Origin of the sequence: Streptomyces djakartensis, assembly GCF_014651075.1 — a bacterium.
GTDB lineage: Bacteria > Actinomycetota > Actinomycetes > Streptomycetales > Streptomycetaceae > Streptomyces > Streptomyces djakartensis.
In genome coordinates this window covers 19,812-45,151 of sequence record NZ_BMWE01000011.1, presented here as the reverse complement: position 1 = coordinate 45,151, position 25,340 = coordinate 19,812, and the positions used below count along the sequence as shown (strand labels likewise).

Annotated in this window: 25 protein-coding genes, 3 tRNA genes and 1 pseudogene; 16 read left to right on the top strand and 13 right to left on the bottom strand. The window is 69.0% G+C overall.

What is annotated here, in order from left to right:
* Positions 1-12: 12 nt before the first annotated feature.
* The 3 genes from IE212_RS19930 to IE212_RS19920 all read left to right on the top strand — a co-directional run bounded on the left by IE212_RS19930 (position 13) and on the right by IE212_RS19920 (position 1,334).
* Positions 13-813, top strand: a complete 801-nt coding sequence (locus IE212_RS19930) for a DUF3566 domain-containing protein (protein ID WP_190199243.1) — start codon at positions 13-15, stop codon at positions 811-813.
* Between the two features lie 112 nt (positions 814-925).
* A tRNA-Ile gene (locus tag IE212_RS19925) sits at positions 926-1,002 on the top strand.
* Between the two features lie 137 nt (positions 1,003-1,139).
* The gene (locus IE212_RS19920; protein ID WP_190199242.1) at positions 1,140-1,334 is read left to right on the top strand and encodes a hypothetical protein; all 195 of its coding nucleotides are present in this window, start codon (positions 1,140-1,142) and stop codon (positions 1,332-1,334) included.
* A gap of 80 nt (positions 1,335-1,414) precedes the next feature.
* Here IE212_RS19920 and IE212_RS19915 read toward each other — a convergent pair whose 3' ends face one another.
* Positions 1,415-1,780 (bottom strand): DUF6344 domain-containing protein, encoded by a 366-nt coding sequence (locus IE212_RS19915; RefSeq protein ID WP_190199241.1) that lies wholly within the window; start codon positions 1,778-1,780, stop codon positions 1,415-1,417.
* A 335-nt stretch (positions 1,781-2,115) separates the two neighbouring features.
* Here IE212_RS19915 and IE212_RS34990 point away from each other — a divergent pair, with 335 nt between their 5' ends.
* Positions 2,116-2,244 carry a DLW-39 family protein gene (locus IE212_RS34990; RefSeq protein ID WP_003999697.1) on the top strand — a complete coding sequence of 43 codons (129 nt, stop codon included), beginning with the start codon at positions 2,116-2,118 and terminating at the stop codon, positions 2,242-2,244.
* Positions 2,245-2,549: 305 nt separating this feature from the next.
* The gene (locus IE212_RS19905) at positions 2,550-3,845 is read left to right on the top strand and encodes a hypothetical protein (protein ID WP_229864469.1); all 1,296 of its coding nucleotides are present in this window, start codon (positions 2,550-2,552) and stop codon (positions 3,843-3,845) included.
* A gap of 17 nt (positions 3,846-3,862) precedes the next feature.
* On the opposite strand, the gene IE212_RS19900 is transcribed toward IE212_RS19905, so the two are convergent.
* A complete protein-coding gene (locus tag IE212_RS19900) occupies positions 3,863-5,440 on the bottom strand; it encodes a serine/threonine-protein kinase (RefSeq protein WP_190199238.1) in 1,578 nt (525 codons plus the stop codon).
* A gap of 236 nt (positions 5,441-5,676) precedes the next feature.
* Positions 5,677-6,225, bottom strand: coding sequence for a helix-turn-helix domain-containing protein (locus tag IE212_RS19895; RefSeq protein ID WP_030244913.1), 549 nt, complete (start codon positions 6,223-6,225; stop codon positions 5,677-5,679).
* Between the two features lie 182 nt (positions 6,226-6,407).
* Between IE212_RS19895 and IE212_RS19890 the strand changes: the two genes are divergently transcribed.
* Positions 6,408-6,480 (top strand) — tRNA-Ala (locus IE212_RS19890).
* A 166-nt stretch (positions 6,481-6,646) separates the two neighbouring features.
* Here the strand turns inward: IE212_RS19890 and IE212_RS19885 are convergent.
* Complete coding sequence (locus IE212_RS19885; RefSeq protein WP_190199237.1) at positions 6,647-7,348, bottom strand: DUF5324 family protein; 702 nt, start codon at positions 7,346-7,348, stop codon at positions 6,647-6,649.
* Between the two features lie 356 nt (positions 7,349-7,704).
* On the opposite strand from IE212_RS19885, the gene IE212_RS19880 reads away from it, so the two are divergent.
* Complete coding sequence (locus IE212_RS19880) at positions 7,705-8,232, top strand: peptidylprolyl isomerase (protein WP_190199236.1); 528 nt, start codon at positions 7,705-7,707, stop codon at positions 8,230-8,232.
* An 88-nt stretch (positions 8,233-8,320) separates the two neighbouring features.
* Complete coding sequence (locus IE212_RS19875; RefSeq protein WP_190199235.1) at positions 8,321-9,211, top strand: rhomboid family intramembrane serine protease; 891 nt, start codon at positions 8,321-8,323, stop codon at positions 9,209-9,211.
* Between the two features lie 257 nt (positions 9,212-9,468).
* Here IE212_RS19875 and crgA read toward each other — a convergent pair whose 3' ends face one another.
* Positions 9,469-9,723 (bottom strand): cell division protein CrgA, encoded by a 255-nt coding sequence (gene crgA, locus IE212_RS19870; RefSeq protein WP_030244923.1) that lies wholly within the window; start codon positions 9,721-9,723, stop codon positions 9,469-9,471.
* A gap of 139 nt (positions 9,724-9,862) precedes the next feature.
* Between crgA and IE212_RS19865 the strand changes: the two genes are divergently transcribed.
* The 6 genes from IE212_RS19865 to IE212_RS19840 are packed head-to-tail and all read left to right on the top strand — an operon-like array spanning position 9,863 to position 14,117.
* On the top strand, positions 9,863-10,645 hold the full coding sequence (locus IE212_RS19865; protein WP_190199234.1) for a DUF881 domain-containing protein: 783 nt from the start codon (positions 9,863-9,865) through the stop codon (positions 10,643-10,645).
* Between the two features lie 21 nt (positions 10,646-10,666).
* Entirely contained in the window at positions 10,667-11,335 is a 669-nt protein-coding gene (locus IE212_RS19860) for a class E sortase (RefSeq protein WP_190199233.1), read from the top strand.
* A gap of 17 nt (positions 11,336-11,352) precedes the next feature.
* The gene (locus IE212_RS19855; protein ID WP_037837210.1) at positions 11,353-11,550 is read left to right on the top strand and encodes a hypothetical protein; all 198 of its coding nucleotides are present in this window, start codon (positions 11,353-11,355) and stop codon (positions 11,548-11,550) included.
* Complete coding sequence (locus IE212_RS19850; protein WP_190199232.1) at positions 11,547-12,185, top strand: aminodeoxychorismate/anthranilate synthase component II; 639 nt, start codon at positions 11,547-11,549, stop codon at positions 12,183-12,185. The genes IE212_RS19855 and IE212_RS19850 overlap by 4 nt, the downstream gene beginning before the upstream one ends.
* Positions 12,182-13,351 (top strand): class E sortase, encoded by a 1,170-nt coding sequence (locus IE212_RS19845; RefSeq protein WP_229864467.1) that lies wholly within the window; start codon positions 12,182-12,184, stop codon positions 13,349-13,351. Before IE212_RS19850 ends, IE212_RS19845 begins: the two co-directional genes overlap by 4 nt.
* Positions 13,352-13,364: 13 nt before the next feature.
* Positions 13,365-14,117, top strand: a complete 753-nt coding sequence (locus tag IE212_RS19840) for a class E sortase (RefSeq protein ID WP_190199231.1) — start codon at positions 13,365-13,367, stop codon at positions 14,115-14,117.
* Positions 14,118-14,204: 87 nt separating this feature from the next.
* On the opposite strand, the gene IE212_RS19835 is transcribed toward IE212_RS19840, so the two are convergent.
* The 7 genes from IE212_RS19835 to IE212_RS19805 all read right to left on the bottom strand — a co-directional run bounded on the left by IE212_RS19835 (position 14,205) and on the right by IE212_RS19805 (position 23,840).
* A complete protein-coding gene (locus IE212_RS19835; protein ID WP_190199230.1) occupies positions 14,205-15,227 on the bottom strand; it encodes a restriction endonuclease in 1,023 nt (340 codons plus the stop codon).
* A gap of 375 nt (positions 15,228-15,602) precedes the next feature.
* Positions 15,603-17,630: a Stk1 family PASTA domain-containing Ser/Thr kinase gene (pknB, locus tag IE212_RS19830; RefSeq protein WP_190199229.1), complete on the bottom strand. Its 2,028-nt coding sequence runs from the start codon at positions 17,628-17,630 to the stop codon at positions 15,603-15,605.
* 169 nt (positions 17,631-17,799) lie between these two features.
* A complete protein-coding gene (locus IE212_RS19825; protein WP_190199228.1) occupies positions 17,800-19,278 on the bottom strand; it encodes a peptidoglycan D,D-transpeptidase FtsI family protein in 1,479 nt (492 codons plus the stop codon).
* On the bottom strand, positions 19,275-20,723 hold the full coding sequence (locus IE212_RS19820) for an FtsW/RodA/SpoVE family cell cycle protein (RefSeq protein ID WP_190199227.1): 1,449 nt from the start codon (positions 20,721-20,723) through the stop codon (positions 19,275-19,277). The genes IE212_RS19825 and IE212_RS19820 overlap by 4 nt, the downstream gene beginning before the upstream one ends.
* 27 nt (positions 20,724-20,750) lie before the next feature.
* Positions 20,751-22,316, bottom strand: coding sequence for a Stp1/IreP family PP2C-type Ser/Thr phosphatase (locus IE212_RS19815; RefSeq protein WP_190199226.1), 1,566 nt, complete (start codon positions 22,314-22,316; stop codon positions 20,751-20,753).
* Between the two features lie 140 nt (positions 22,317-22,456).
* Complete coding sequence (locus IE212_RS19810; protein ID WP_190199225.1) at positions 22,457-22,969, bottom strand: FHA domain-containing protein FhaB/FipA; 513 nt, start codon at positions 22,967-22,969, stop codon at positions 22,457-22,459.
* A gap of 10 nt (positions 22,970-22,979) precedes the next feature.
* A complete protein-coding gene (locus IE212_RS19805) occupies positions 22,980-23,840 on the bottom strand; it encodes an FHA domain-containing protein (protein WP_190199224.1) in 861 nt (286 codons plus the stop codon).
* Positions 23,841-24,313: 473 nt separating this feature from the next.
* Here IE212_RS19805 and IE212_RS19800 point away from each other — a divergent pair.
* Positions 24,314-24,397: transfer RNA gene (locus IE212_RS19800), tRNA-Leu, on the top strand.
* Between the two features lie 185 nt (positions 24,398-24,582).
* On the opposite strand, the pseudogene IE212_RS19795 reads toward IE212_RS19800, so the two are convergent.
* A pseudogene (locus IE212_RS19795) lies at positions 24,583-24,837 on the bottom strand (helix-turn-helix domain-containing protein); the annotation flags it as partial.
* Positions 24,838-24,881: 44 nt separating this feature from the next.
* Between IE212_RS19795 and IE212_RS19790 the strand changes: the two are divergent.
* Complete coding sequence (locus IE212_RS19790) at positions 24,882-25,241, top strand: FtsX-like permease family protein (RefSeq protein ID WP_229864465.1); 360 nt, start codon at positions 24,882-24,884, stop codon at positions 25,239-25,241.
* The last annotated feature ends 99 nt before the right edge of the window (positions 25,242-25,340 follow it).

Genomic DNA, 25,340 nt, shown 5'->3' with positions numbered 1-25,340 from the left:
GAGTGAGTCAGCGTGAGCGGAGCCACGGGCGCCGGACCGACCGGTACCCCCAAGGGTACGGACACGGACGGGGGCGGCCGTGGCTCCGCCGCGCGTGCGGCGGACCCGCACACGACCAACCTGAAGGCGATCAAGTCCCCGGCCAAGGACGCGTCCTCGCCCGACTCGCATGATCCCCAGGGGGGAACCGTGACGGACACCCGAGGTCCGCAGACCCAGCAGAAGTCCGCCGCGGGCCCGGCCGCGGCCGGCGCCCAGCCGCAGCCGGCCGTCCAGGACCAGGGCGCCACAGCGCAGACGGCCTCCCCGCTCCCGGGCGAACGGCGGACGCAGCAGCAGGCCGGGCCGTACCACCCGCCGCAGGCCTACCCGGCGCAGCAGACGGCGGGTGGCGCCGCCGGTGCGGTACGGCGTCCCCGTACGGGCGCGCGCACCACGCCGCGGATCCGCAAGGCGCGGCTGCGGGTGGCGAAGGCCGACCCGTGGTCGGTGATGAAGGTCAGCTTCCTGCTCTCCATCGCCCTGGGCATCTGCACGATCGTCGCGGCCGCCGTGCTGTGGATGGTCATGGACGCGATGGGTGTCTTCTCGACGGTCGGTGGCACGATCTCCGAGGCGACCGGCTCGAACGAGTCCAACGGCTTCGACCTGCAGGCCTTCCTGTCGCTGCCCAACGTCCTGCTGTTCACGTCGGTCATCGCGGTCATCGACGTCGTCCTGGCGACCGCCCTCGCGACGCTCGGCGCCTTCATCTACAACCTCTCCGCGGGCTTCGTGGGCGGTGTGGAGCTGACGCTCGCCGAGGACGAGTGACGCCGCCCTCGTCTTACCGCTGTCGTTGTCCCGCCAACCGATTTTGGGACTGCCCATGTCGTGCGCTAATCTTCAGGAGTCAGCGCGCGGGACACACACCGCAGAGCGCGGCGGGGCTATAGCTCAGTTGGTTAGAGCGCATCCCTGATAAGGATGAGGCCACAGGTTCAAATCCTGTTAGCCCCACCAGCGAAGAGACCACCTACTCACATGAGTGGGTGGTCTTTGGCATCTACGGCTGACGTCAGTCGAGTCGCCCCTCGCGGACGGCGTCCCCGCTGTTGATCGCGCGCCTCCTATGCTTCGGGGCGGGGGGTGGTGGTGTCATGGGCAATCGAGACTGGTACGACGACAGCGACTACGAGAGCGCGGTCGAGCGTGCCGGGCGGATGACTCGGGTCGGGTGGAAAGCGATCGCGGGCGTGACGGGGCTGGTGGGCATGGTCACGATCGCTGTCGCGGTTTTCTGTTTGGCCGCCGTCGTCGGCATGGCGTACCTCGTGGTGGTTGTCACGCCCTAGCGTTTCAGACATGAGAGGGCCCGGCGGCTCTGTCGAGCTGCCGGGCCTGTACGCGGGATCGCCGTGAGAGTGTGCCGGGGTCAGGGCTGCATGGGGATGAGGCGGTGTGCCGTGGGGTCTGCCTCGATCTCCGAGTCGGCGTGGGCGCAGTCGACGCCCGGTGATGCCGGTGAGTCCGCGAGGGGGCGGTGGCGGCAGCGGGGGGTTTTGCCGTGGGCCTCGGCGCGGATGCGCTGTTTCATCGTGGGGGGCAGGGCCCTGGCGTAGGACCTCGCAGACGTCACGGACACCGTTCGCTGGTGAGGGATGCGCTCGCTGTTGCGCATCGGCTCGGTCTGCGGTACGGCCGCCGCGACGGTCGCCGTAACGAGTCCGAGCTTCTGGCACAGCGCGAGGAAGGCGGTGACGATGACGGTCCACAGCGTCATGACCTTGTTCCGGGCCATGGCCCCTCACTTTCGGGTCGGGCGATTTGCGTACTTTCCTCATGATGTGTATGGGGGGCGATAAGTGGTGGACCGACGCCCGTGGCGCGTGGATGTTCAGATGAACACCACTCGGATGGCCGCAAGGAGGGCGAAAATGTGAGAAGGGGGAGAAGGGTGGTCAAAGTAACCGCCCGTCGGCGCGTGACCACTCTCCGGTGGCGGCGGGGACTCCGCTTCTATCCCGTTCCGCCGGAGGGGAGTTGAGGGCCGACGCAGGTCACCGATCGGTATCGGTCGGTGTGTATAGTCGGGCGCCAGAGGTCCCCTACGTCAACGAAAGACGAGGTCGCGCGGTGAAGAAGCTTCTCCTGGTCGCACTGGCCGCCATCGGCGGGCTCCTCGTGTACCGCCAGATCCAGGCGGATCGCGCCGAGCAGGACCTGTGGACGGAGGCGACTGACTCCGTGCCCACGGGTTCCTGAGTCACGACACCCGTATCGAGCACACCCCGGCCGCCTGGCGGTCGGGGTTTTGTGTGTCTTGGGGTTCTGTGTGTCGTGCGGATTGGGTAGATGGCCGGGTGGCGGGCGCGGCGGCGGGGCAGTATGGGCCACGGATTCACTGTGTGAGGTTTCCCGGCGGTTCGGCGGTTCGGCGGTCCCGTGGTCCCGTGGTCCGGTGGTCCAACGGTCCGCGGGGTGGTGACGGTGAGGGGTGGCGCGTGAGGGGAAGGTGTCGTACGGGGCGGGGGCGTCGTGCGGGCGTGTGGCGGGGCCGGCGCCCTGCGGTGGCCGTGCGCCTGGGCGTCGTAGCGGTGGTGCTGGGTGCGACGGCCATCGTGGGGCCGGGCCAGGCCGCTCTCGCCGCCGCGGCGGTCTCCGGCACGGGGGCGTCGCCGGGCCCCTACGCCTTCGCCGAGGGCGCGCGCAGCATCGAGGGAGCCAGGAGCACCGCGGACGCCGACCCGCTGGAGCCCGGGACGACCTACAAGAGCTCCCTCCCGAGCAGCGGAAAGATCAGCTACCGCCTCACACTCGACGCCTCCTCGAACGCGTACGTCTCCGTCACCGCCGTCCCCTCCCCCGGCAGCACCGTCTCCGCCATCGACGGGGTCAAGGTGTACCTGGAGGACGACAACGGCGCCTCCTGCTCCGTCGACACCACGAACTTCGGCGCGGCCCGCAGTCCGCACCCGATCGCGGCATGGGGCAGGCGGGAGATCTCACCCGGCAGGTCGCTGTGCCGGGAGGCCGGCACCTACTACGTGTTCGTCGAACGCGTCGATCCGGACGGTGAGGGTTCTTCGCCCGACGCGTGGGATCTGGAGCTCGTCGCCATGACCGAGCCGCCGGCGGTGAAAGCCGGGGCGACCAGCGCCCCAGAGGTGTGGGACTCCGCCTCGCCGCAGCCGCTCCAGGGGGAGGCCGAGGAGCGTCGCGGTGGCGGGGGGTTCGCCGGTGCCACCCCACTGGACCGGGGAGTCTGGCGTGACGACATCCGCCCCGGCCGGACCCTGTTCTACGCGGTGCCGGTCGACTGGGGCCAGCAGCTGCACGTCACCGCCGAGCTGGCCAGCTCGGACTCCGGCGGCACCGGCTACCTGCCGGGCGCACTGAACCTCGCCCTGTACAACCCCGCGCGCGGCCAGGTCGCCGACGTGGGTGTCGGCTACGACGGCGGCCAGAAGTCCGGCAGCCTGCCCGTGCTGCCGCCGGTCGACCACGCCAACCGGCACGCCGCCGTGGAACAGACCGGCGCGATGCGCTTCGCCGGCTCCTACTACCTCGTCGCCCACCTCGCACAGGACGTCGCCGACAGCTTCGGAGACGGGCCCTTCGTGATGACACTGCGGGTGCGGGTGAGCGGGGCGGCGCAGGACGGCCCCGGGTACGCGGGGGAGTCCGAGCCGAAGGGCGTCTTCGACGTCTCCGACCAGGACCGGGAGGCCGCGGCGGAGGGTGTGGCCGCCGGTGACGAGGCCGCGCTGCGGGCGGTCGCCGTGGGCGGCATCGGCACGGGGAGCGCGCTGCTGGTGGGGCTCGGAGTGTGGACGGTGCTGACCCGGCGGAGGAACGCCGTCTGACCACGACCCGAGTGGGCTCAGATCCGGGCGAGGGCCCAGAAGCCCACCGCGTAGCAGGCCAGGGCGAGGAGCAGGAGCGGGACCGTCACCTTGGCCGGGGGACCGGAGCGGCGCGCGGGCTTTTGCGCTCGATGCCGTGACGCGCCCTGACCGGGCGGCGGGGCCTGCGGGGCCTGCGGGTTCTGTGCCGTGTACGAGGCGGTGGAAGCGTCGGCGCGGTGCGGTGCCGCTGGTGGCAGTGCCTGGCTGGAGTAACCGGGGTGGTTCGGGTAGGCCGGTGGGAGCTGCTGGGCGGGCGGCAGGGGGTGCGTGTGGTCGTAGGAGGAGTGGGCGGAGCAGGAGGAGTCGGGGGGCTGCTGCCGCGCCGCATGCGGCTGGGCGTGATCGGGCGCGCCCGGCGTGGGGGAGGACGTGGCGGTGGCCTGCGGAGGGGGCAGGTGGAAGCTGCCGGTGTCCGACATGGAGGACGGCTGAGCCGGGCTGGGCGGGGTGGCCGGCGGGGCGCTGTCCCGGCGCGGGTCAGGGTGTACCGCCGCCGCGCCCGGGCTGGACCAGGGGCCTTCGCTGCCGCCTGAGGCGTGGTCCGGCGGGGCAGCGCCCGAGGACGCCCGGACGTCCTGCCGGAGTGGCTCCTCGCCCGTCCCCCGGCCAGGTCTCTCACCGCCCGTCCCCGTGCTGGACGGCGCCTTCCCGGAGTCCAGCCCCCGCGCCCTCTCCAACGGGCCCTCGGGGGCGAACCCCTTTGGCAGCGGGCCGAGTTGATCGAAGATCTCGATCAGCTCGTCGTCCGGTCCGGGCTCGGGCAGCAGCTCCGCGGCGGCGGCGAGGGCCTTGCGCGCCCCCGTGGCCGTACGGAACCGCGCCCGCGGGTCCGGCTGCAGCAGCGTGGCCACCACCTGCCACAGCGGCTCCGGAACGCCCTTGGGCGCACCGGGCGTCCCGTGCTCGGCGAAGTACTGGATGAGCGCCTTGCTGTCCGGCTTGGCGCCCTCCAGCAGATACAGCGCGACCAGGCCCACGGCGAACAGGTCCGCGGGGAAGTCCGGCTCGGCTCCCATCATCTGCTCGGGCGCGAGATAGCCGGGCGTGCCCACCACGAGGTTGGTCTCCGTCAGCCGCGGCTCGCCCAGCCGCATCGCGATGCCGAAGTCGGACAGCCGCAGCCGTGGCCGGCCCGTGCCGGTCGCCTCCAGCAACACGTTGGCGGGCTTGACGTCACGGTGCACGACGTCCTCAGCGTGCACCGCGGCCAGACCCGACAGCAGCTGATCGAGCAGGGTACAGACGAAAGCCGGCGGGAGGGGGCCGTAGTCCCCGACGAGATGGGCCAGGGAACCACCCGCCACCAGGTCCATGGTGAACAGGACCTTGTCGTCGTCGGCGGCCCAGCTGGTGGGGGCCAGCACATGGGGATGGTCGATCCGCAGCGCCTGCTCGCGAACGAAGCGCAACAGCGAGTGCGCGTCGCTCTGGAGCAGGACCTTGGCCGCCACGTAGCGACGGCGGCGGTGGTCCCAGGCGCGCCAGACGGCGCCGACCCCTCCGCGTCCGATCGGATCGACCAGTTCGTACCGGCCGGCGAACACCTCACCCATGGCTGTGCGTCGCTCCTCCCCCTGTGGTCTCCCCCGTTGCTTCCCATCGGCGAGCGATACGACTCCCCGAAGGACGAAACGGCTCCTCGATGAGCGATACCGGGCCCCCCGTGGTCCCCGTACCCCCTGTCCCCGTACCCCCTGTCCCCATAATCTCCGGGCCCCCGTATGACCCCCATGCCCCCGTGGCTACCCCGAGCCGGCTGCCGAACCCCCTTCGGCCGCCGGTCGCGGGTTCAGCTCTGGTGGGACTGATAGTGCGCGACCGCGTCCGACGTGCGGCCGGCGCCGTACACCCGGAGGAACTCCGCCAGCTCCGGGTGGCTCGGGGCGAGAGTGTCGGCGGCCTCGATGATGTCGCCCGCGGCGGCGACCGAGCGGAGCAGCGACTGGATTTCCCGGACGACGCGCTTGACCGTGGGCGCCCCCGAACTGCTCGTCGTCTGCGTGGTGTTGCTGAGCACCGAGCCCCCCTGCGACTTCTTGATCTCCTCCATGCGCTCGGTGGCCTCGGCCGCACTCACACTGCCATCCGCGACCTGCCCCGCCAGGTCCTGCAGCAGCTGCACCCGCTGCACCACGGCGGGATTACCGATCTTCGCCCGCTGACCGCTCATCAGCTGCGACAGCATCGGCGCGGACAGGCCCAGAACCCCCGCGAGACGAGCCTGGTTGAGCCCAAGATCGTCGATGAGCCTACGGAAGAGCGCCCCCAACGGCTCCCCGTACCAGTTCCGCTGCAGCTCCCGCGCTCTTGCGGTGGCTTCCTGCTGTGCGGCGTCCATTGCGTCTCCCCATCGCTTCCCCAAGTACGGCGGTTCGCGGTAGCGAACCACGCCGAGCATCTTACGGAGAGTGGTCGGTCACGGGGACCCCCAATCCTTTTGCGGAAACACCGGGGTGACCCGGTACTCTGGTCTCCGACGCCCGCCGGGAGGTGGTTTCTCCGGTCGGACGTTCCTCTTCCGGGGCCTTAGCTCAGTTGGTAGAGCGCTGTCTTTGCATGGCAGATGTCAGGGGTTCGACTCCCCTAGGCTCCACCTCGGATGCCCTCCGAACTGCGCAAACGCGGTTCGGAGGGCATCTTTGTGTGATCGGGCGCCGCCCGCGACGGCTGTTTCACGTGAAACAGCACGGCGGGGCGGAAGACTCAGGGACAAGCCCAAGTCTCCCGCCCCGCCGTACTGTTGGCGCGGCCTCCGTCAGTCAGGAACGGTCGTCGCGCTGGGCGGCCTCCTCCTCGGCCTGCTTGGCCTGAACATCGGGATCCAGGGCCGACTGACCGCTGCCGTCCACGGAGGACAGACGGCCCGACTCGGGCACCTCCGTCGCAGCGGGCGGCTCCACCAGCCAGTCGGGGTTCGCCTGCTTGTCCCACCACTTCCAGGCGGCGACCGCACCGCCCGCAAGGGCGCCCAGGATCACCAGCGACTTCACGGCCCGGCCGGCCTTCGCCCGCCGTTCCTGCTTGCGCACCAGCTTCTGGATCTCCTTCGACGAGACCTGGCCGCGCAACGCGGCCATCGCGGCCATGCTCCGGGCGGCGGCCTCGGTCGTGACAGGCCCGGCCGCGGCCACCGCCTGCTCGATCCTCGGCCTGGAGTACTCAGCCGCCTGCCGGGCGGCCTTACGTGTGCGGACGGCGGCCTCATGGGCGGCCTGGTCGACTTTCGGCGGCACATGCGAGCGGGCCTGCTCCAGATACGGCTGCACATAGGCGCCGTACTGGACACGTGCCTGCCCGGCGGCCTGCGTCACCTTGGGCGCCAGCCGTACGCGCGCCTCGTGTGCGTAGTGCGCGGCCCTGTCCTTGGCCGTGTCGGCGTAGGGCGCCACCACTTCCGCGGCGTGCAGCACGCTGTCCTTCGCCGAACCGGTCGCGGCGCGCACGCTGTCGATGCGGGTCACGGGTTCCTCCTCCTCGGTGGCGTACGGTATTTCGACTTTCCACCCTTTTACGGATCATGCCTGCCGGGACGCTTCGCGCCATGCGGGGCAGGCATCCGGGTGCCGATCATCCGGGTGCCGATCACCCGGGTGCCGATGGAGTTGGTCGATACAAGTACGGATGAATAGGGGGCAACGTGAGCTTGTCGTCGACAATGCCACGGATCGCCGCCGCGCGCCCCCGCCCCGGGACCATCGACCGGTTTTCCGTAACCGGCCCGCCCGGTTTCCCCCTCCGGTGAACGGAGGCCGGGCGACGCGGAGCCCCGTCCATGCGAGGATCAGGGAGTCACGGAAAGACAACGGAAGGCAGGATCGTGGCTGAGCAGCTCTACGCCACCCTGAAGACCAACCACGGCGACATCGAGGTCCGGCTTCTGCCGAACCACGCCCCCAAGACGGTCAAGAACTTCGTCGAGCTCGCCCAGGGCGAGCGGGAGTGGACCCACCCGCAGACCGGGCAGAAGTCCACGGACAGGCTCTACGACGGTACGGTCTTCCACCGGGTGATCAGTGGCTTCATGATCCAGGGCGGTGACCCGCTGGGCAACGGAACCGGCGGTCCCGGCTACCAGTTCGAGGACGAGTTCCACCCGGACCTGCGCTTCGACAAGCCCTACCTGCTCGCGATGGCCAACGCCGGCCCGGGCACCAACGGCTCGCAGTTCTTCATCACCGTCTCCCCGACGGCCTGGCTGAACCGCAAGCACACCATCTTCGGCGAGGTCACCGACGCGGCCAGCCAGAAGGTCGTGGACACCATCGCCACGACCCAGACGAACCCGCGCACCGACCGCCCGCTCAACGACGTGGTCATCGAGTCGGTCGTCATCGAGACCCGCTGAGCGCGAAGCCGGCACAGGGAACCAATCGCCCTGCTCATCCGTAGTGATGAGCAGGGCGGGGCTTTTCCACCACGACCGAGGGGATCTCATGGACGACCAGGCTGCGGGCAGCCCGCAGGACGCCCACAGCGTCCCCATGTGCTACCGCCACCCGGGCCGCGAGACCGGCATCCGCTGCACCCGCTGCGAACGCCCGATCTGCCCCGAGTGCATGGTCAACGCCTCCGTCGGCTTCCACTGCCCCGAGTGTGTCCGCAGCGGCTCCGGCACCGGCCACGCGCCCTCGGCCACCATGCCCCGCACCATCGCCGGCGGCAGCATCGCGGCCGACCCCCGCCTGCTGACCAAGATCCTCATCGGGATCAACCTGGCCGTGTTCATCGCCGTCCAGGTCCATGAGTCGCTCCTGACCGACATCGTTCTGCTCGGCGCCTGGCCGCCCGTGCCCTTCACACCCACGCAGGGTGTGGCGGGCGGTGAGTGGTACCGCATGGTGACCTCGATGTTCACGCACCAGGAGCCCTGGCACATCGCGTTCAACATGCTCAGCCTGTGGTGGCTCGGCGGACCGCTCGAAGCGGCACTCGGCCGTGTCCGCTATCTCGCCCTGTACATCGTCTCGGGACTCGCGGGCAGCGCCCTGGCCTACCTGCTGGCCTCCCCGAACACGGCCACGCTGGGCGCCTCGGGCGCGATCTTCGGACTGTTCGGTGCCACGGCGGTGCTGATGCGCCGGCTCAACTACGACATGCGGCCGATCATCGCGCTGCTGGCGATCAACCTGATCTTCACCTTCGCCCCCGGCTTCAACATCTCCTGGCAGGCCCACATCGGCGGCCTGGTCGCCGGTGTCATCGTCGGATACGCCATGGTCCACGCACCGCGCGAACGGCGTGCCCTGGTCCAGTACGGGACGTGCGCGATGGTCCTGGGCGCGGTCATCCTGTTGACCCTGTTGAGGACGGCTCAGCTCACCTGAGCGCCGACGTTGTCCACAGTGGGTGCCGGATCTTGTGCATACGGTGCGGGAGCGCATGCGCCCCCTGTGATCGACCTGCGTTTCCGCAGGTCAGACAGGGGGGAACGTGTTTCGACTGCCGGTAATTCTGTCATACCGGCGTCAACGTCCGACGAGTTATCCACAGATCGTCTTTCTTTTTCCACCTGTGTGGATAACGGCTGTGGATAACTCAGCGAACAGCCCTGGGCAGAGCTGCGTTCACCTTGCGGTGACCGCTACTTCCACTGCGTGGAGACACCGAATCCCGCGGCGATGAAGCCGAAGCCCACCACGATGTTCCAGTTGCCCAGCGTGTCGATGGGCAGCGAGCCGTCGGTGACGTAGAAGACGACGATCCAGGCCAGGCCGATGAGGAACATGGCCAGCATGACGGGTGCGACCCAGGCACGGCTGTTCAGCTTGATGGCGGTCGTCTGCTTGGCAGGCGGCGGCGTGTAATCGGCCTTCTTGCGGATACGTGACTTCGGCACGAGGGTCTCTCCTGTCGATGCGCTGCGTGGCCGCGCAGGTAACTGGGTCGGGCTCGGGGCAGCGTGAGGGGACTCCGATTGCTCCCCCGGTCGTCCGTTAGCGTAGTGCTTCCGTGGCGCCGAAGGAGATAAGGGTACGTTGAGCAATTCTGCCGACTCCCCCGGGACGGGATCCAGCCCTGAGCCCGCGCGCCGTTTCCGGCCCGTGCGGATCCTCACGGCGGCCGTCTTCGCTCTCGCGGGGCTCATTTTCTTCACCAGCTTCGACACCGCCAAGGGCACCAACATCCGCACGGACGCCTCCTTGCTGAAGCTGTCCGACCTCATCCACGAGCGAAGCCGGGAGAACGGCCAGCTGGACGAGTCCAACGGGGCCCTGCGCAACGAGATAGAGGCGCTCGCCGAGCGCGACGACGGCAGCACCAAGGCGGAGGACGACAAGCTGGCCGCCCTGGAGAAGCGGGCGGGCACGCAGAAGCTCGCGGGCGAGGGGCTCACGGTCACGCTCAACGACGCCCCGCCGGACGCCACGGCCAAGCTCCCCGGCTACCCCGAGCCGCAGCCCGACTACCTCGTCATCCACCAGCAGGACCTCCAGGCCGTGGTGAACGCGATGTGGCAGGGCGGTGCCAAGGGCATCAAGGTCATGGACCAGCGGCTGATCTCCACCAGCGCGGTGCGCTGTGTGGGCAACACCCTGATCCTCCAGGGCCGCGTCTACTCCCCGCCGTACAAGATCACGGCCGTCGGTGACCCGGGCAGGCTGCAGAAGGCTCTCGCCGCCTCACCGGCGATCCAGAACTACATGGTCTACGTCAACGTCTACGGGCTCGGCTGGAAGGTCGAGGAGAACGGCCCGGTGACTCTGCCCGGTTACTCGGGCACAGTGGACCTGCACTACGCGAAGCCCGTGGAGCGGTAGTCGGACCGGGGGGATCTGCCGGTGCGCGTGATCGTCAGGACCGTCAGCGAACTGTGCGTCACCGTCGGCAGCGTGATCGTGCTGTTCGTCGTCTACGTGCTGTTCTGGACGGGCGTGCGGGCCGATGCCGTCATGGACGAGCAGCTCGATCTGCTCCGGAGGGAGTGGGCGAAGCCGCGTCCGCCGGCCGTCGCGAGTGCGCCGAAACCGGCGCCGTACGCCGAGGGCAAGCCTTTCGCGATCATGTACATCCCGCGTCTCGGTTTCACGTGGAACAAGCCGGTCCTGGAGGGCACCGCCACCGGCACCCTGAAAAAGGGTCTCGGGCACTACGGGGAGACCGCCCGGCTCGGCCAGAGGGGAAACTTCGCGGTCGCCGGTCACCGCCGCACCTACGGTGATCCTTTCAAGGACTTCCCGCTGCTCCGGCGGGGTGATGCCGTGGTTCTGACCGACGGCAGGACGTGGTTCACGTATCGGATCGACAAAGGCCCGTACAAAACAGTTCCGGCGGACGTCGAGGTGATCGACCCTGTCCCACGTACTTCCGGGTACACGCGTGCGGGACGGTACTTGACGCTGACCACGTGCGAACCGGAGTGGGGGCACAGTCATCGGCTGATCGTCTGGGCGCATCTGGACTCCACACAGCCTGTGGAGGCCGGGAAACCTGAGGCGTTGCGCCGCTAGTCTGGTGGCTGTACGGCGTGGGTCTGGTGCCGTGGTACGACGGAAGGGACGGCATGTACGGCTGGATCTGGCGGCATCTGCCGGGGAGCACGTGGGTGAAGGCAGTGATCTCACTCGCCCTGGTCGTGGCCGTGGTCTACGTCCTCTTCCAGTACGTGTTCCCGTGGGCGGAACCCCTGTTGCCCTTCAACGATGTGACGGTGGACAACCAGTGAGTGCGCGCATCCTCGTTGTCGACAACTACGACAGCTTCGTCTTCAACCTGGTCCAGTACCTGTACCAGCTGGGCGCCGAGTGTGAGGTCCTGCGCAACGACGAGGTGTCGACGGCGCACGCCCAGGACGGCTTCGACGGTGTCCTGCTCTCCCCGGGGCCGGGCACTCCGGAGCAGGCCGGCGTCTGCGTGGACATGGTCCGGCACTGCGCCGGCACAGGTGTCCCGGTCTTCGGCGTCTGCCTCGGCATGCAGTCGATGCAGGTGGCGTACGGCGGTGTGGTGGACCGGGCGCCCGAGCTGCTGCACGGCAAGACCTCCCTGGTCGAGCACGGCGGCGGAGGTGTCTTCGCGGGTCTGCCGTCGCCCTTCACGGCGACGCGTTACCACTCCCTGGCCGCCGAGCCGGCCACGGTCCCGGCCGAGCTGGAGGTCACGGCCCGGACGCAGGACGGCATCGTCATGGGGCTGCGGCACCGCGAACTTCCGGTCGAGGGTGTGCAGTTCCACCCCGAGTCGGTACTGACCGAGCACGGGCACCGGATGCTGGCGAACTGGCTGGTGGAGTGCGGCGACCAGGGCGCGGTGGCGAGGTCGGCCGGGCTCGCCCCGGTGGTGGGCAGGGCCACGGCGTGACGGCGCTGCGCCCCGAGCGCGAGTCCGACACCTCGTACGGGCAGCAGTCGTACGGGGTGCCGGGTGCGTTGGAGGACTGGTCGGGGGATGGGGCGTACGGGGCCGCTGCGCAGCCGGGTGCGTACCCGTCGGGGGCCGTGGCCGGGGTCTACGCTCCGGTCCCGGAGCCGTACGCGCAGCCGCATTCCGTGTCGTACGAGGGCCTGCCGGGTGAGCCCGTCAGGGGCGAGCCGTATCCGCCGCCGGTGGACGAGGAGACGGTGGCGCTGCGGATTCCGGATCCGCCGCCCGCGGGCGGTGACGCCCTGTCGGGCTCTCCGGCGTCTTCCGCGGCGCGGGGCGACGGACCGGCCCACGGGGGCCGGGCGGCCCGCAGGAAGGCCGCCAAGCGCCGTCACGGGCGCCACGGCGGCGCTCCGGACGCCGGCCTCTCCCAGGAGCGGGGGGCGCCGCTGTCGAGGGTCGAGGCGCGGCGGCAGGCGCGGGCGCGCCGGCCGGGGCCGGCGGTTGTCGTCAGCCGGGCGATCGGTGAGGTGTTCATCACCACCGGTGTGCTGATGCTGCTGTTCGTCACCTACCAGTTGTGGTGGACGAACGTCCGGGCGCACGCGCAGGCCGGCAGCGAGGCCAGCAGCCTCCAGGACGACTGGGCGAGCGGCAAGCGCGCTCCAGGGGCCTTCGAGCCGGGGCAGGGGTTCGCCATCCTGCACATCCCGAAGCTGGACGTGGTGGTGCCGATCGCCGAGGGCACCAGCAACAAGGGAGTGCTCGACCGGGGCATGGTCGGCCACTACGCCGAGGGTGCGCTGAAGACCGCGATGCCCGGTGACAAGACCGGGAACTTCGGGCTCGCGGGACACCGCAACACGCACGGAGAGCCGTTCCGTTACATCAACAAGCTCTCCCCGGGCGATCCGATCGTCGTGGAGACGCAGGACGAGTACTACGTCTACAAGATGGCGTCGATCCTGCCGGTGACCCCGCCGAGCAACACGAGCGTCCTGAATCCGGTCCCGCAGGGGTCGGGATTCACCAAGCCCGGCCGTTACATCACGCTGACCACGTGCACGCCGGAGTTCACCAGCAAGTACCGGATGATCGTCTGGGGCAAGATGGTCGAGGAACGGCCGCGCAGCAAGGGCAAGCCGGATGCGCTCGTCAGTTAAGGGCAGATGACCAGTGGCAGCGACCACCGACACGGAGCACGAAGAGCACACCGGCGCGAGGGCGTCCCGGTCATCCGGAACACGGCGCCGTCCCGGCCCGGTGGGGATGGCGGTCAGTGTCTTCGGGGAACTCCTCATCACCGCGGGCCTGGTGCTGGGCCTGTTCGTCGTCTACTCGCTGTGGTGGACGAACGTGGTCGCGGACCGTGCGGCCGGGAAGCAGGCCGACAAGGTCCGTGACGACTGGGCGCAGGGCAGGGGCGGGCCGGGCGCGCTGGACACGAAGAACGGCATCGGCTTCCTGCACGTGCCGGCGATGAAGAACGGCGAGGTCCTGGTCGAGAAGGGCACGTCGGGCAAGATCCTCAACGACGGTGTCGCCGGGTACTACACGGACCCCGTCAAGTCGGCTCTCCCGATGTCGGGCAAGACCGGCAACTTCTCCCTCGCCGCCCACCGGGACGGTCACGGTGCCGCGTTCCACAACATCGACAAGATCGAGAAGGGCGACCCGATCGTCTTCGAGACGAAGGACAAGTGGTACGTCTACAAGGTCTACGACATCCTGCCCGAGACCTCGAAGTACAACGTCAAGGTCCTGTCGTCGGTGCCGAAGGAGTCCGGCAGGAAGAAGCCGGGCCACTACATCACCCTGACCACCTGCACGCCGGTGTACACGAGTACGTACCGGTACGTCGTGTGGGGTGAGCTGGAGCGGGTCGAGAAGGTCGACGAGGACCGCACCCCGCCGCAGGAGCTGCGCTGACCGACCTTTCCTCAGGCAGTCGGTAGCATGATGGAGGCCCGAAGCCGCAACTAATCCTTGCGGCTTCGGGCCTTCCCTCGTCGTCTCCTAGCGCAGCGTTGTGAGCCTCACACCGGCACTCCACGCCTCCAGCTCGTCCCGGTTCACGGTGATGACGCCGCTCAGGTCGGCGATTGCCTGTGCTTCTCGGCTGAAGTCGCAGGTGGCCACGAACAGGGCGATGTCGACGCGATCGACGGCTCGTGCCGCGCCGGCGAACTTCTGCATGTCGGCGCTCGGGACGGACGCGCGGCCGGCTCGGTTCTTGCACTGGACGGCGACGCTGCGGCCGTCGGCCGTGCGTGCGGTGATGTCGATGCCTCGGTCGCTGCGGGCCTGTCGTACGACGACGTCCGTGCAGCCGTCCCGGCGCAGCAGGTCGGCGACGTGACGCTCGAAGGCCTGCCAGGTCATGGCCCTGAGGGTGGCCCTGACGCTTTCTGCCGATGTGTCGCCTTCCAGAGCGCTGATGCGCCTGTGGTGCCAGCACAGCTTGCGTTCGACGTTCTGGATGTCTTCGCGGAGCTCGATGAGCTCACGTCGGTGCTCGCTGGAGGACGTGATGAGGGCGTTGAGCATGGGGACCACGGTCTTGCCGAGGATGTGGGTGATGCGTCGGTCGATGCGGTCGTCGGGTGACGCGACATCGGTGGGTCGTGGGTTTTCCACAGGCTGTGTGCGGGCCAGGTACTCCATGTCGAGCAGGTAGACACGCACGTGACGTGCGACTTCGCTGTCGCGGAGCAGCATGGCGACGTTGAGGACGGCGCGTCGGGGGAAGAGAGCGAGGGAGCGGGTGCGGGACTGGATCCCACTGAGTTGCTTGAAGTCACTCAGTTCTGTACCTGTCAGAACTCGATACCCGCTCGCTTCCAGCTCGGCACGGTGATCTTGCACGAGAGCTCGGATGGCCTCCACGGTGACGCTGAAGTACGACGCCACCATCGCCGTGGTCACATGCACCCCGTCCGGCAGCAACGACAGTGCTTTGACCCTGTCGAGTACGTCTGTGCGGTCGAGCACGCCGCTGCGCAGAGTCTGGGATTCCAGCAGCGCCATTTCGTTGATCACGTCTTGCCCTTCGACTCGTGTGGCCGGGGCGGAGTCTTGAGTCCCCGCCCCACCCGGTGAACGAGTCATGAAATGTGAAGACACGATCGAAGGGCGTGCGCGGGTGCGAGGCGGGCCGTTGCGGATTCTTGGCGCTTCTGATGAATCAAGGAGCAGGGTGTAGCGCGTGGTGGTGTGGGAGCGGGCGGGCCGGGCTCAGGGCGTAGTGGATCGTCGCGGTCGAGTTCAACAGCCGCCCACGCAAAACGCTCGGCTGGGAAACCCCAGCCGAGCGTTTTGCTGAGCTCCTGGCCACAGCCAGTTGATCACTGTGTTGCGACGACCCCTGGAATGCGCCTCGAGGGGAGCCGGGGCCCGTGACGACAGCCTGGCCGGTCAGTTCTCCTCGCGGCCCGTGATGCCGCCGAAGAAGCCTCCGCCGCCGTTGTTGCCGCCGTTGTTGTTGCCGCCTCCGACGCCGACGGTCTGCAGAGTGATCGTCGTGGCCGCCGGGTCGTCGACCTCTTGGTTGGGCTGCGGGTCCTGGCCGGTGACGAGGGCGGTGTCGCTCTGGTCGCTGCCGCCCGCGAACTGGATGTTCGTGAAGCCGGCCTGGGCGAGGGTCTGCTTGGCCTGGCCGACCGTCTGGCCGACGACCTGGGGCACGCGGGTCTTCTGCTTTTCCTTCTTCTTGCCGATCTGGATGTTGACCGACGAGTTCTTGTCGACCGAGGAACCGGCCTGCGGCGTGGTCGCGACGACCTTGCCGGCCTGGCTGTCGTCGTCGGTTTCCACCTCGGTGCAGTTGCCCACCAGGTTGTTGGCCGTCATCTGGGCCTTGGCCTGGTCACAGCTCTGGCCGAGGACGTCCGGGACCGTGGATTTCTCCTCGGCCTTGGCGATGGTGAGGGTGATGGTGGTGCCCTTCTCCACTTCCTTGCCGGACGCCGGGTCCTGATCCAGGACGGTGCCCGGTTCCTCGGAGACCTCCCGGGTCTCCGTCTTGACGTCGAGCTGGTAGTCGTCGCCCTCGAGCTTCGCCTTGGCGTCCTCGAGGCTCAGACCGATCACGCTCGGCACCGCCACCTTCGGCGCCCCGGTCGACACCACCAGGTTGATGGTCTCGTTCTTCTTGACCGTCGACCCGGCCTTCGGGTCCTGGTCGCAGATGTTGCCCTTGGCCTGGTTCTCGCAGGGCTTGTTCGTGAAGGTCAGCTCCAGGTCGCGGTTGGTGGCCAGCTTCTGGGCGTTCGCCTTCGTCTCACCCACGAAGTTGGGTGCCGGGAACGTGTCGTTGTCGGCGGCTCCGTTGCCGCTGAACGCCCACTTGCCGATCAGGATCGCTCCGACCAGCACCAGGATGCCCGCCGCCACCAGCAATATCGTCGAGGTGCTGGACTTGCGCTGCTGGCCGCGGCGCCGGTCGGGGCGGTCGTCGTAGCCGAAGCCGCCGTCGTCCGGGTTCATGGGGGGCAGCATGGACGTGGCGCCCGCGCCGGAGTCCGCGCGCAGGGCCGTCGTCGGCTGGTCGTCGGGGTAGCCGCCGTAGCCCACCGAGCCCATCGCGGCCGTGGCCGCGACCGGCTGGCCGTCGAGGCAGGCCTCGATGTCGGCGCGCATCTCGTCGGCCGACTGGTAGCGGTAGTCCGGGTCCTTGACGAGCGCCTTCAGAACGATCGCGTCCATCTCGGGCGTGATCTCGGGGTCGAAGACGCTCGGCGCCTGCGGCTCCTCCCGGACGTGCTGGTAGGCCACGGCCACCGGGGAGTCGCCGACGAAGGGCGGGCGGACGGTCAGCAGTTCGTACAGCAGACAGCCGGTGGAGTACAGGTCGGACCTGGCGTCGACCTGCTCGCCCTTCGCCTGCTCCGGTGAGAGGTACTGGGCGGTGCCGATGACCGCGGAGGTCTGCGTCATGGTCATGCCGGAGTCGCCCATGGCGCGGGCGATGCCGAAGTCCATGACCTTGACCTGGCCGTTGCGCGTCAGCATGACGTTCGCGGGCTTGATGTCGCGGTGGACGATGCCGGCGCGGTGGGAGTACTCCAGGGCCTGGAGGATGCCGATGGTCATCTCCATGGACCGCTCCGGCAGCAGCTTGCGGCCGCTGTGGAGGAGCTCCCGGAGCGTGGAACCGTCGACGTACTCCATCACGATGTACGGGATGGACACGTTGTCGATGTAGTCCTCGCCCGTGTCGTAGACCGCGACGATCGCGGGATGGTTGAGCGAGGCGGCCGACTGGGCCTCCCGGCGGAACCGGGCCTGGAAGGAAGGGTCACGCGCGAGATCCGCGCGCAGCGTCTTCACCGCCACGGTGCGGCCGAGGCGGGTGTCATGCGCGAGGTAGACCTCCGCCATGCCACCACGCCCGAGCACCTGGCCCAGTTCGTACCGGCCGCCGAGGCGACGCGGCTCTTCCATAGCTACCTACCAGCCCTCTCCGTCGGTCCCGACCACAAAGCTTGTACGGTCGGAGGCTGCCGTCCGGGCCTACCGTACCCGGCTTGTTTTGTGTGACCTGGCCAAGCCCGTCAGCCGATACAGGACCGGTATCGCAACGTGCACCGATGTGAAGCAGACGTGAGCGGGGTCACTTCTTGCTGTTGATGACCGCCTCCATCACGTTCCTCGCGATCGGGGCCGCGAGGCCGCCGCCGGAGATGTCGTCACGGACGGCCTTGTCGTCCTCGATCACGACCGCCACGGCGACCGGGGCGCTGTCGTCGCTGTCCTTGGCGTAGGAGATGAACCACGCGTAGGGGTTCTCGCTGTTGTTCTCACCGTGCTGGGCGGTACCGGTCTTGCCGCCCACCGTGACGCCGGGGATCTTGGCGTTCCGGCCGGTGCCCTCCTCGACGACCGTCTCCATCATGGACTGGAGCTTCTGGGCGTTCTCCGGGGACAGCGGCTGGCTGAGTTCCTCCGGGTCGGTCTTCTCGATCGGGTCCAGGCCGGACGACTGGAGTTCGTCGACCATGTACGGCTTCATCAGCTTGCCGTCGTTGGCGACGGCCGAGGCGACCATGGCCATCTGCAGCGGGGTCGCGGCGGTGTTGAACTGGCCGATGGAGGACAGGGCGGTCTGCGAGTCGTTCATGTCGTCGGAGAACACCGAGGCGTTGGCGCGGACCGGTGTGAAGTGCTCCTCGTCGAAGCCGAACTTCTTGGCCATGTCCAGCATCTTGTCGTTGCCGAGGTCGGCGCCGATCTTGCCGAAGACGGTGTTGCAGGAGTACTGCAGGGCGACCCGGAGCGTCGCGTTCTTGCAGGGGATGTTGCCCTCGTTCTTCAGCGGCGTCGTGGTGCCCGGCATGATCCAGGGCAGCGGGGTGTTCGTCTTCTGGTCCGGCTCCGAGTACAGCCCGTCCTCGAGTGCGGCGGCCGCGGTGAGCACCTTGAAGGTGGAGCCGGGCGGGTAGGTCTCGCGCAGCGCCCGGTTGAGCATCGGGTCGTCGGGGTTGTTCTTCTTCTGGAGCTTCGTCCAGGCCTTGGTGTCCGTGGTCGTGGAGTTCCCGGCGAAGGACGACGGGTCGTACGACGGGTAGGAGGCGAGGGCGAGGATCTTGCCGGTGGACGGCTCGAGGGCGACGACGGCGCCCTTGCCGCCCTGCCTCTTCAGGCCGTTGTAGGCGGCCTTCTGCGCGGCGCCGTTCAGCGTCGTGACGACGTTGCCACCCTCCTGCTTCTTGCCGGTGAGCATGTCGAGGGTGTTGCGGAAGAAGAGCTGGTCGTCGTTGCCGGTGAGGATGCCGTCCTCGATGGACTCCAGCTGGGTGGCGCCGAAGGCCTGCGAGGCGTACCCGGTGACCGGCGCCCACATCGCGCCGTCCTTGTAGGTCCGCTTGAACTTGAAGTCGCTGCCCGACGTCTCCGTCGAGCCGGTGATCGGCTGTCCGCCGACGATGATGTTGCCGCGCGGCGAGGCGTAGCGCTCGATGATGACGCGGCGGTTGTTCTTGTCGGTCCTGAGCTCGTCGGCCTGGACGTACTGGATCCAGTTGTCGCGGATCAGCAGGGCCAGGACGAGCAGTCCGCAGAAGATCGCGATCCGGCGCAGGGGCTTGTTCATGACGGGCGGACCACCTGGGTCATCTCGGCGTCGGGGTTGGCGGCGGGAGCGGGGGCCGGGCGTCGGGCGGTGTCGCTGATGCGCAGCAGGATGCCGATCAGCGCCCAGTTGGCGATCACGGAGGAACCGCCGTAGGCCACGAACGGCAGCGTCATACCGGTCAGCGGGATGAGGCCCATGACGCCGCCGGCCACGACGAAGACCTGCAGGCCGAAGGCGCCGGATAGGCCGATGGCCAGCAGCTTGCCGAACGGGTCGCGGGCCGCGAGGGCGGTGCGGACGCCGCGCTCGATGATCAGGCCGTAGAGCAGCAGGATCGCCATGACACCGGCGAGGCCCAGCTCCTCGCCGAAGGTGGCGAGGATGAAGTCGGAGTTGGCGGCGAAGCCGATGAGGTCGGAGTTGCCCTGCCCCAGGCCGGTGCCGAGGGTGCCGCCGGAGCCGAAGGCCCACAGGGCCTGCATCGACTGCTCGGTGTGGCCGAGGACGCCCTGCCGGCTCAGCTTGAACTCGTTCATCGGGTCGAGCCAGGCCTGCACACGCTGCTGAACGTGCGTTTCGAAGGAGGCGACACCGACGGCACCGGCCGCGGACATCAACAGGCCGAACACGATCCAGCTGGTCCGCTCGGTGGCGACGTACAGCATGATCACGAACATGCCGAAGAACAGCAGCGACGTGCCGAGGTCGGTCTCGAAGACGAGGATCAGGATGGAGATCGCCCAGACGACGATGATCGGTCCGAGGTCGCGGCCGCGCGGCAGGTAGAGGCCCATGAAACGCCGGCTGGCGAGGGCCAGGGCGTCACGCTTCACCATGAGGTAGCCCGCGAAGAAGACCGCGAGGACGATCTTGGCGAACTCACCGGGCTGGATCGTGCCGAGACCTGGGATCTGGATCCAGATGCGCGCACCGAAGACGTTCTTGCCGAGTCCCGGTACCAGCGGAAGGACCAGCAGCAGCAGCGCGCCGGCCATGGAGATGTAGGTGTAGCGCTGGAGGACGCGGTGGTCCTTGAGGAAGATGATCACCGCTACGAAGAAGGCGACACCGAGTGCGGAGTACATCAGCTGGCGGGGGGCCGCTTCGACGAAGGTCCTGCTCGCCTGGAGTTTCTCGGACTGGTCCAGCCGCCAGATGACCACCAGCCCCAGCCCGTTCAGCAGCGTGGCCAGCGGCAGCATCAGCGGGTCCGCGTACGGCGCGAACTTCCGTACGACGAGATGGCCCACGCCCGCGAGCAGGCCGAGTCCGAGCCCGTAGCTCAGCAGGCCCGGGGGGACCGAGTCGTTGATGGCCAGTCCGACGTTGGCGTAGGCGAACACCGGGATGACCACGGCGAACGCCAGCAGTGCGAGTTCGGTGTTGCGGCGGCTGGGTGCGCCGATCGCGCCGATCGTGGACGTGTGGTGCGTCGCCGAGTGCGACGTGTTCGTACTGCTCATCGTATGACGGGGCCTCTCACGGCTTGCCTACTGCTTACCGCACAGCGAGACGACCTTCTGCTCTTCCTCCGAGAGGCTGGGGCCGGGGCTGGGAGTGGGTGCGGTCGTGGTCGGGGGCGTGGACTGCTCAGGCGCCGAGGGCGAGCCCGACGGGTTCGAGGGGTTCGACGGGTTCGGCGTCGGCGAGGCCTTGGACGTGAAGGAGGCGGGAGTGGTTCCCGTGGTGCCTCCGGCCTCGCCTTCGCCGGTCTTGGCGTTGTTCCGGCTCTCGGCTTGGCGCCGCTGCGCCTCCTTCTTGCACGCGGAGGCCTGCACCGACAGTTCCTCGATCTTCGCCTGGGCGTTCTTCAGTCCGCCCTCGGCGATGGTCGCCTCGACCAGCTTCTGCTGGTAGGGCGGCAGGTACTTGAGTTCGATCTCGGGGTGGTCCTTCTCGACCTTCGAGAGCGAGACCCAGGCCAGGTCCTGGCTGATGCCCCGGTACAGGGCGACGTGCTCGTCCTCGGCGCCGACGTAGTACTGGGTCTGCGTCCAGCGCCAGCCGCCGTACAGGCCGCCGCCGACGACGGCCAGCGCGAGGGCGCCGTAGAACGATCTCTTCAGCCACCTGCCGCGCTTCTTGGGCTTGACGAAGTCGTCGTCGCCGTAGTCGAAGCCGGCCGCCGGGATGAAGCCGGTGGTGTCGCCGGAGCCGGGCGTGCCGTAGTCGCCGCCCGATCCGCCGCGGCCGCGTCCCTGCCGGCCGAGGCCGGAGGCGCGGCCGGCGGGGGTCTGCATGATGCCGTTGTCGTGCAGCTGGTGCTGGTTCTCGGCGACGGCGCCGACCACGACCGGGGTGTCGGACAGCTGGCCGGCGAGGGTGTCGCCGGTGTCGAGGTCGAGGACGTCGGCGACGATGACGGTGATGTTGTCCGGGCCGCCGCCGCGCAGCGCCAGTTCGATCAGGTTCTGTACGGTCTCCTGGGGGCCCTGGTAGCTGGCGAGGGTGTCCTCCAGTGTCTGGTGGGAGACCACGCCGGACAGGCCGTCGGAGCAGATCAGGTAGCGGTCGCCGGCGCGGACCTCGCGGATGGACAGGTCCGGCTCGACGTGGTCGCCGCTGCCGAGCGCGCGCATCAGGAGCGAGCGCTGCGGGTGGGTCGTGGCCTCTTCCTCGGTGATGCGGCCCTCGTCGACCAGGCGCTGCACCCAGGTGTGGTCCTGGGTGATCTGTGTCAGGACGCCGTCGCGGAGGAGGTAGGCGCGGGAGTCGCCGACGTGCACCAGGCCGAGGCGCTGGCCGGTCCACAGCAGCGCGGTCAGGGTGGTCCCCATGCCCTCCAGCTGCGGGTCGTCCTCGACCATGGAACGCAGCTGGTCGTTGGCGCGCTGGACGGCCGTGCCGAGGGAGGTGAGGACGTCGGAGCCGGGGACGTCGTCGTCGAGCGCGACGATGGTGGAGATGGCCTCGGAGGAGGCGACCTCACCGGCGGCGGCGCCGCCCATGCCGTCGGCGATGGCGAGCAGGCGCGGGCCGGCGTATCCGGAGTCCTCGTTGCCCTCCCGGATCATGCCCTTGTGCGATCCGGCGGCGAAGCGCAGTGACAGACTCATGCGCACCTCGCCTGTCGGCTCCGGGTACAGCCGGTCGTGTCGAGCCACACTGCCCACCCTCCGGTCGGGAGCGCGCCGGGGGCCGGGGTGGGGCCCGCCACTGCGTGCTCGCTCCGCTCGCGCCTATCCATGATGTAGCACTACTTCCGCAGCTCGATGACGGTCTTGCCGATGCGGATCGGCGCGCCCAGCGCAATCGGTGTGGGAGTCGTCAGGCGGTTCCGGTCCAGGTACGTGCCGTTGGTGGAGCCGAGGTCCTCGACGATCCACTGGCCGTCGCGGTCCGGGTAGATCCTGGCATGGCGGCTGGAGGCGTAGTCGTCGTCCAGCACGATCGTGGAGTCGTGCGCCCGGCCCAGGGTGATGGTCTGGCCCTGGAGCGCGACCGTGGTGCCGGTGAGGGTGCCTTCGGTCACGACCAGCTTGGTGGGGGCGTTACGGCCGCGCCGGCCGCCCGCGGGCTGCTGGCGCTGCTGTGGCGGCGCCTGGCGGGCGGCGGCCTGCTGCTGGCGGCCCGCCTCGCGGCGCGATCCGCGCTGCGTGACACGCGTACCGAACAGGTCGCTGCGGATGACCTGCACGGCCACGATCACGAACAGCCACAGTACGGCCAGGAAACCCAGCCGCATGACCGTGAGGGTCAGCTCTGACATTGCCCCCGCTTCACCCTTCGGCTTGCCGGTAAATGATGGTGGTGCTGCCCACGACGATCCGCGAGCCGTCGCGGAGCGTAGCGCGGGTGGTGTGCTGCCCGTCCACCACGATGCCGTTGGTGGATCCGAGATCCGCGATCGTCGAGGGCGTTCCGGTCCGGATCTCGCAGTGCCGGCGGGAGACGCCGGGGTCGTCGATCCGCACGTCGGCGTCGGTGCTGCGGCCCAGCACCAGCGTCGGGCGGGAGATCTGGTGGCGGGTGCCGTTGATCTCGATCCAGTGGCGGGTGCGTCCGCCGGCGGCCGGGGGCCGCTGCCCGCTCGCGGCGGGCGGGTAGCCGTAACCGCCGGGGCGGCCGCCGGGCGGTGGAGCGGACGGCATGGGAGGGGCGCCCGTGGGCGCGGCGGCCGGCGGGTAGCCGTAGCCCCCGGCGCGTCCGCCCTGCGGGGCGGCGGGCGCGGCGGCACCGCCTGAGGGTCCGCCCTGCTGGCTGCTGGAGGAGGCGAGCGTACGGCTGCGCACCCGGTACAGGCCCGTGTCGAGGTCGTCCGCCTTCTCCAGGTGCACCTTGATCGGGCCCATGAAGGTGTAGCGCTGCTGCTTGGCGTAGTCGCGCACCATGCCGGCGAGCTCGTCGCCGAGCTGGCCGGAGTAGGGGCTGAGCCGCTCGTAGTCCGGTGTGCTCAGCTCGACGATGAAGTCGTTGGGCACGACCGTCCGGTCACGGTTCCAGATGGTGGCGTTGTTGTCGCACTCGCGCTGCAGCGCTCCCGCGATCTCCACGGGCTGGACCTCGGACTTGAACACCTTGGCGAAGGTGCCGTTGACCAGACCTTCGAGACGCTGCTCGAATTTCTTCAGGACTCCCATGGGGCACCTCCTCCGTCGCTGCCGTCCTGTGTACTGCTCTGCGGGCCACTTGCCTGGTACTGCTTACTGATCGTATCCACGCGCCGCTCGATCGGCTGGTTCCCCCTGTCAGGCAGGCCGACGGGTGTCGACGCATGACGAGGTTCCCTGTGGAGCTCCCCTTCGAACTCCTCCGGTGGTACTGGTGCGCGTAACCGCTTCGTGTACTCCTCGCAAGGATCGTAGAGGCGGCTGCAGACCAGTGTCCCGCACCGGACTGTGGACCCGGACCGCCTCCTGGGGAGACGGCGGGTACCGGTACGAGGTTGATACGTGAAGCAGTACGCGTTGATACGTGGGGAGGCCACCGAAGGTTCGGAGGCCGTTCTGCCTGCGGGAAGAAGGGATGTGAACCCACCCCGTCCAGCGTGCTAATGTTCTGGGTGTCGGAAGGCGCCAGCCCCCCAGGGGCCAACGCCCAGGACACACCCAATGCGCGGGTGGCGGAATAGGCAGACGCGCTGGATTCAGGTTCCAGTGCCCGCAAGGGCGTGGGGGTTCAACTCCCCCCTCGCGCACATCGCCAAAGGGCTCATCGTGATCACGGTGAGCCCTTTTGGCTTTTCTGAGAAGGTCCACCCCGGTGTGATGATGCTTACACGCAGGGCGGTCGGCGGCTCGCGGGCTTGTTGATCTCCTGCCGGTTTCACTGCGGTGTGGCCGGTCTCACTGTCGGGGCGTGCCCTGTACCGCACGTCGGCGCTCATGCCCGCAAGAAGGCGAGGACCGCCAGCACCCGCCGGTGGCCCTCGGTGTCCACCGGCAGGTCCAGCTTGCTGAAGATGTCGCCGATGTGCTTGTTCACGGCCGCTTCGCTGATGAACAGGCGCGGGGCGAGGCTGGCGTTGGAGCGGCCCTCCGCGATCAGGGCTAGCACTTCGCGCTCCCGGGGACTCAGCTGCTCGAGCGGGTCCTGACGCGGCCGGACCGGCTGGGTGATCACCTCCGGGTCCACTACTGGCCTACTACGAGACGGACGCCAAGCTGACCGACAGCCTCGCCATGATGCTGATGGTGATCGCCGTCGGCTGCAGCGTGATCGCCGTCGCCGACAGCATGGCGATGGCTGCCCACGGCCGGCGCCGCGACTGTGGGGTGATGAAGTCCGCCGGTGGCACCGTCCGCCGGCTGCTCGCGATCTCCGGGGGCGAGACCATCCTGGTCATCGTCATCGGCGCCGCCCTCGGTGTCCTGGTGACGCTGCCCCCGCTGGCGGGTATGGCCTGCGGCCTCTCCCAGGCCACCTCGTCCGACGTGGGCCTGCACCTGAGCACCCGGTACCGTCCTGGCCGGCGTCGGCGTCACCGCCAAGGCCCTGCGGGGGCAGGCGGTGTGAGGGACACGGCCATGGCGTACCGCTGAGGGGACCCGGCCGGAGGCGAGGCGAGCCGGCGGCCCGGCCGCGCCCGGACGTCGCGCCCTGGCGGGGACCGCCGACTCCCTTCACGCCAGGAGCGCGCC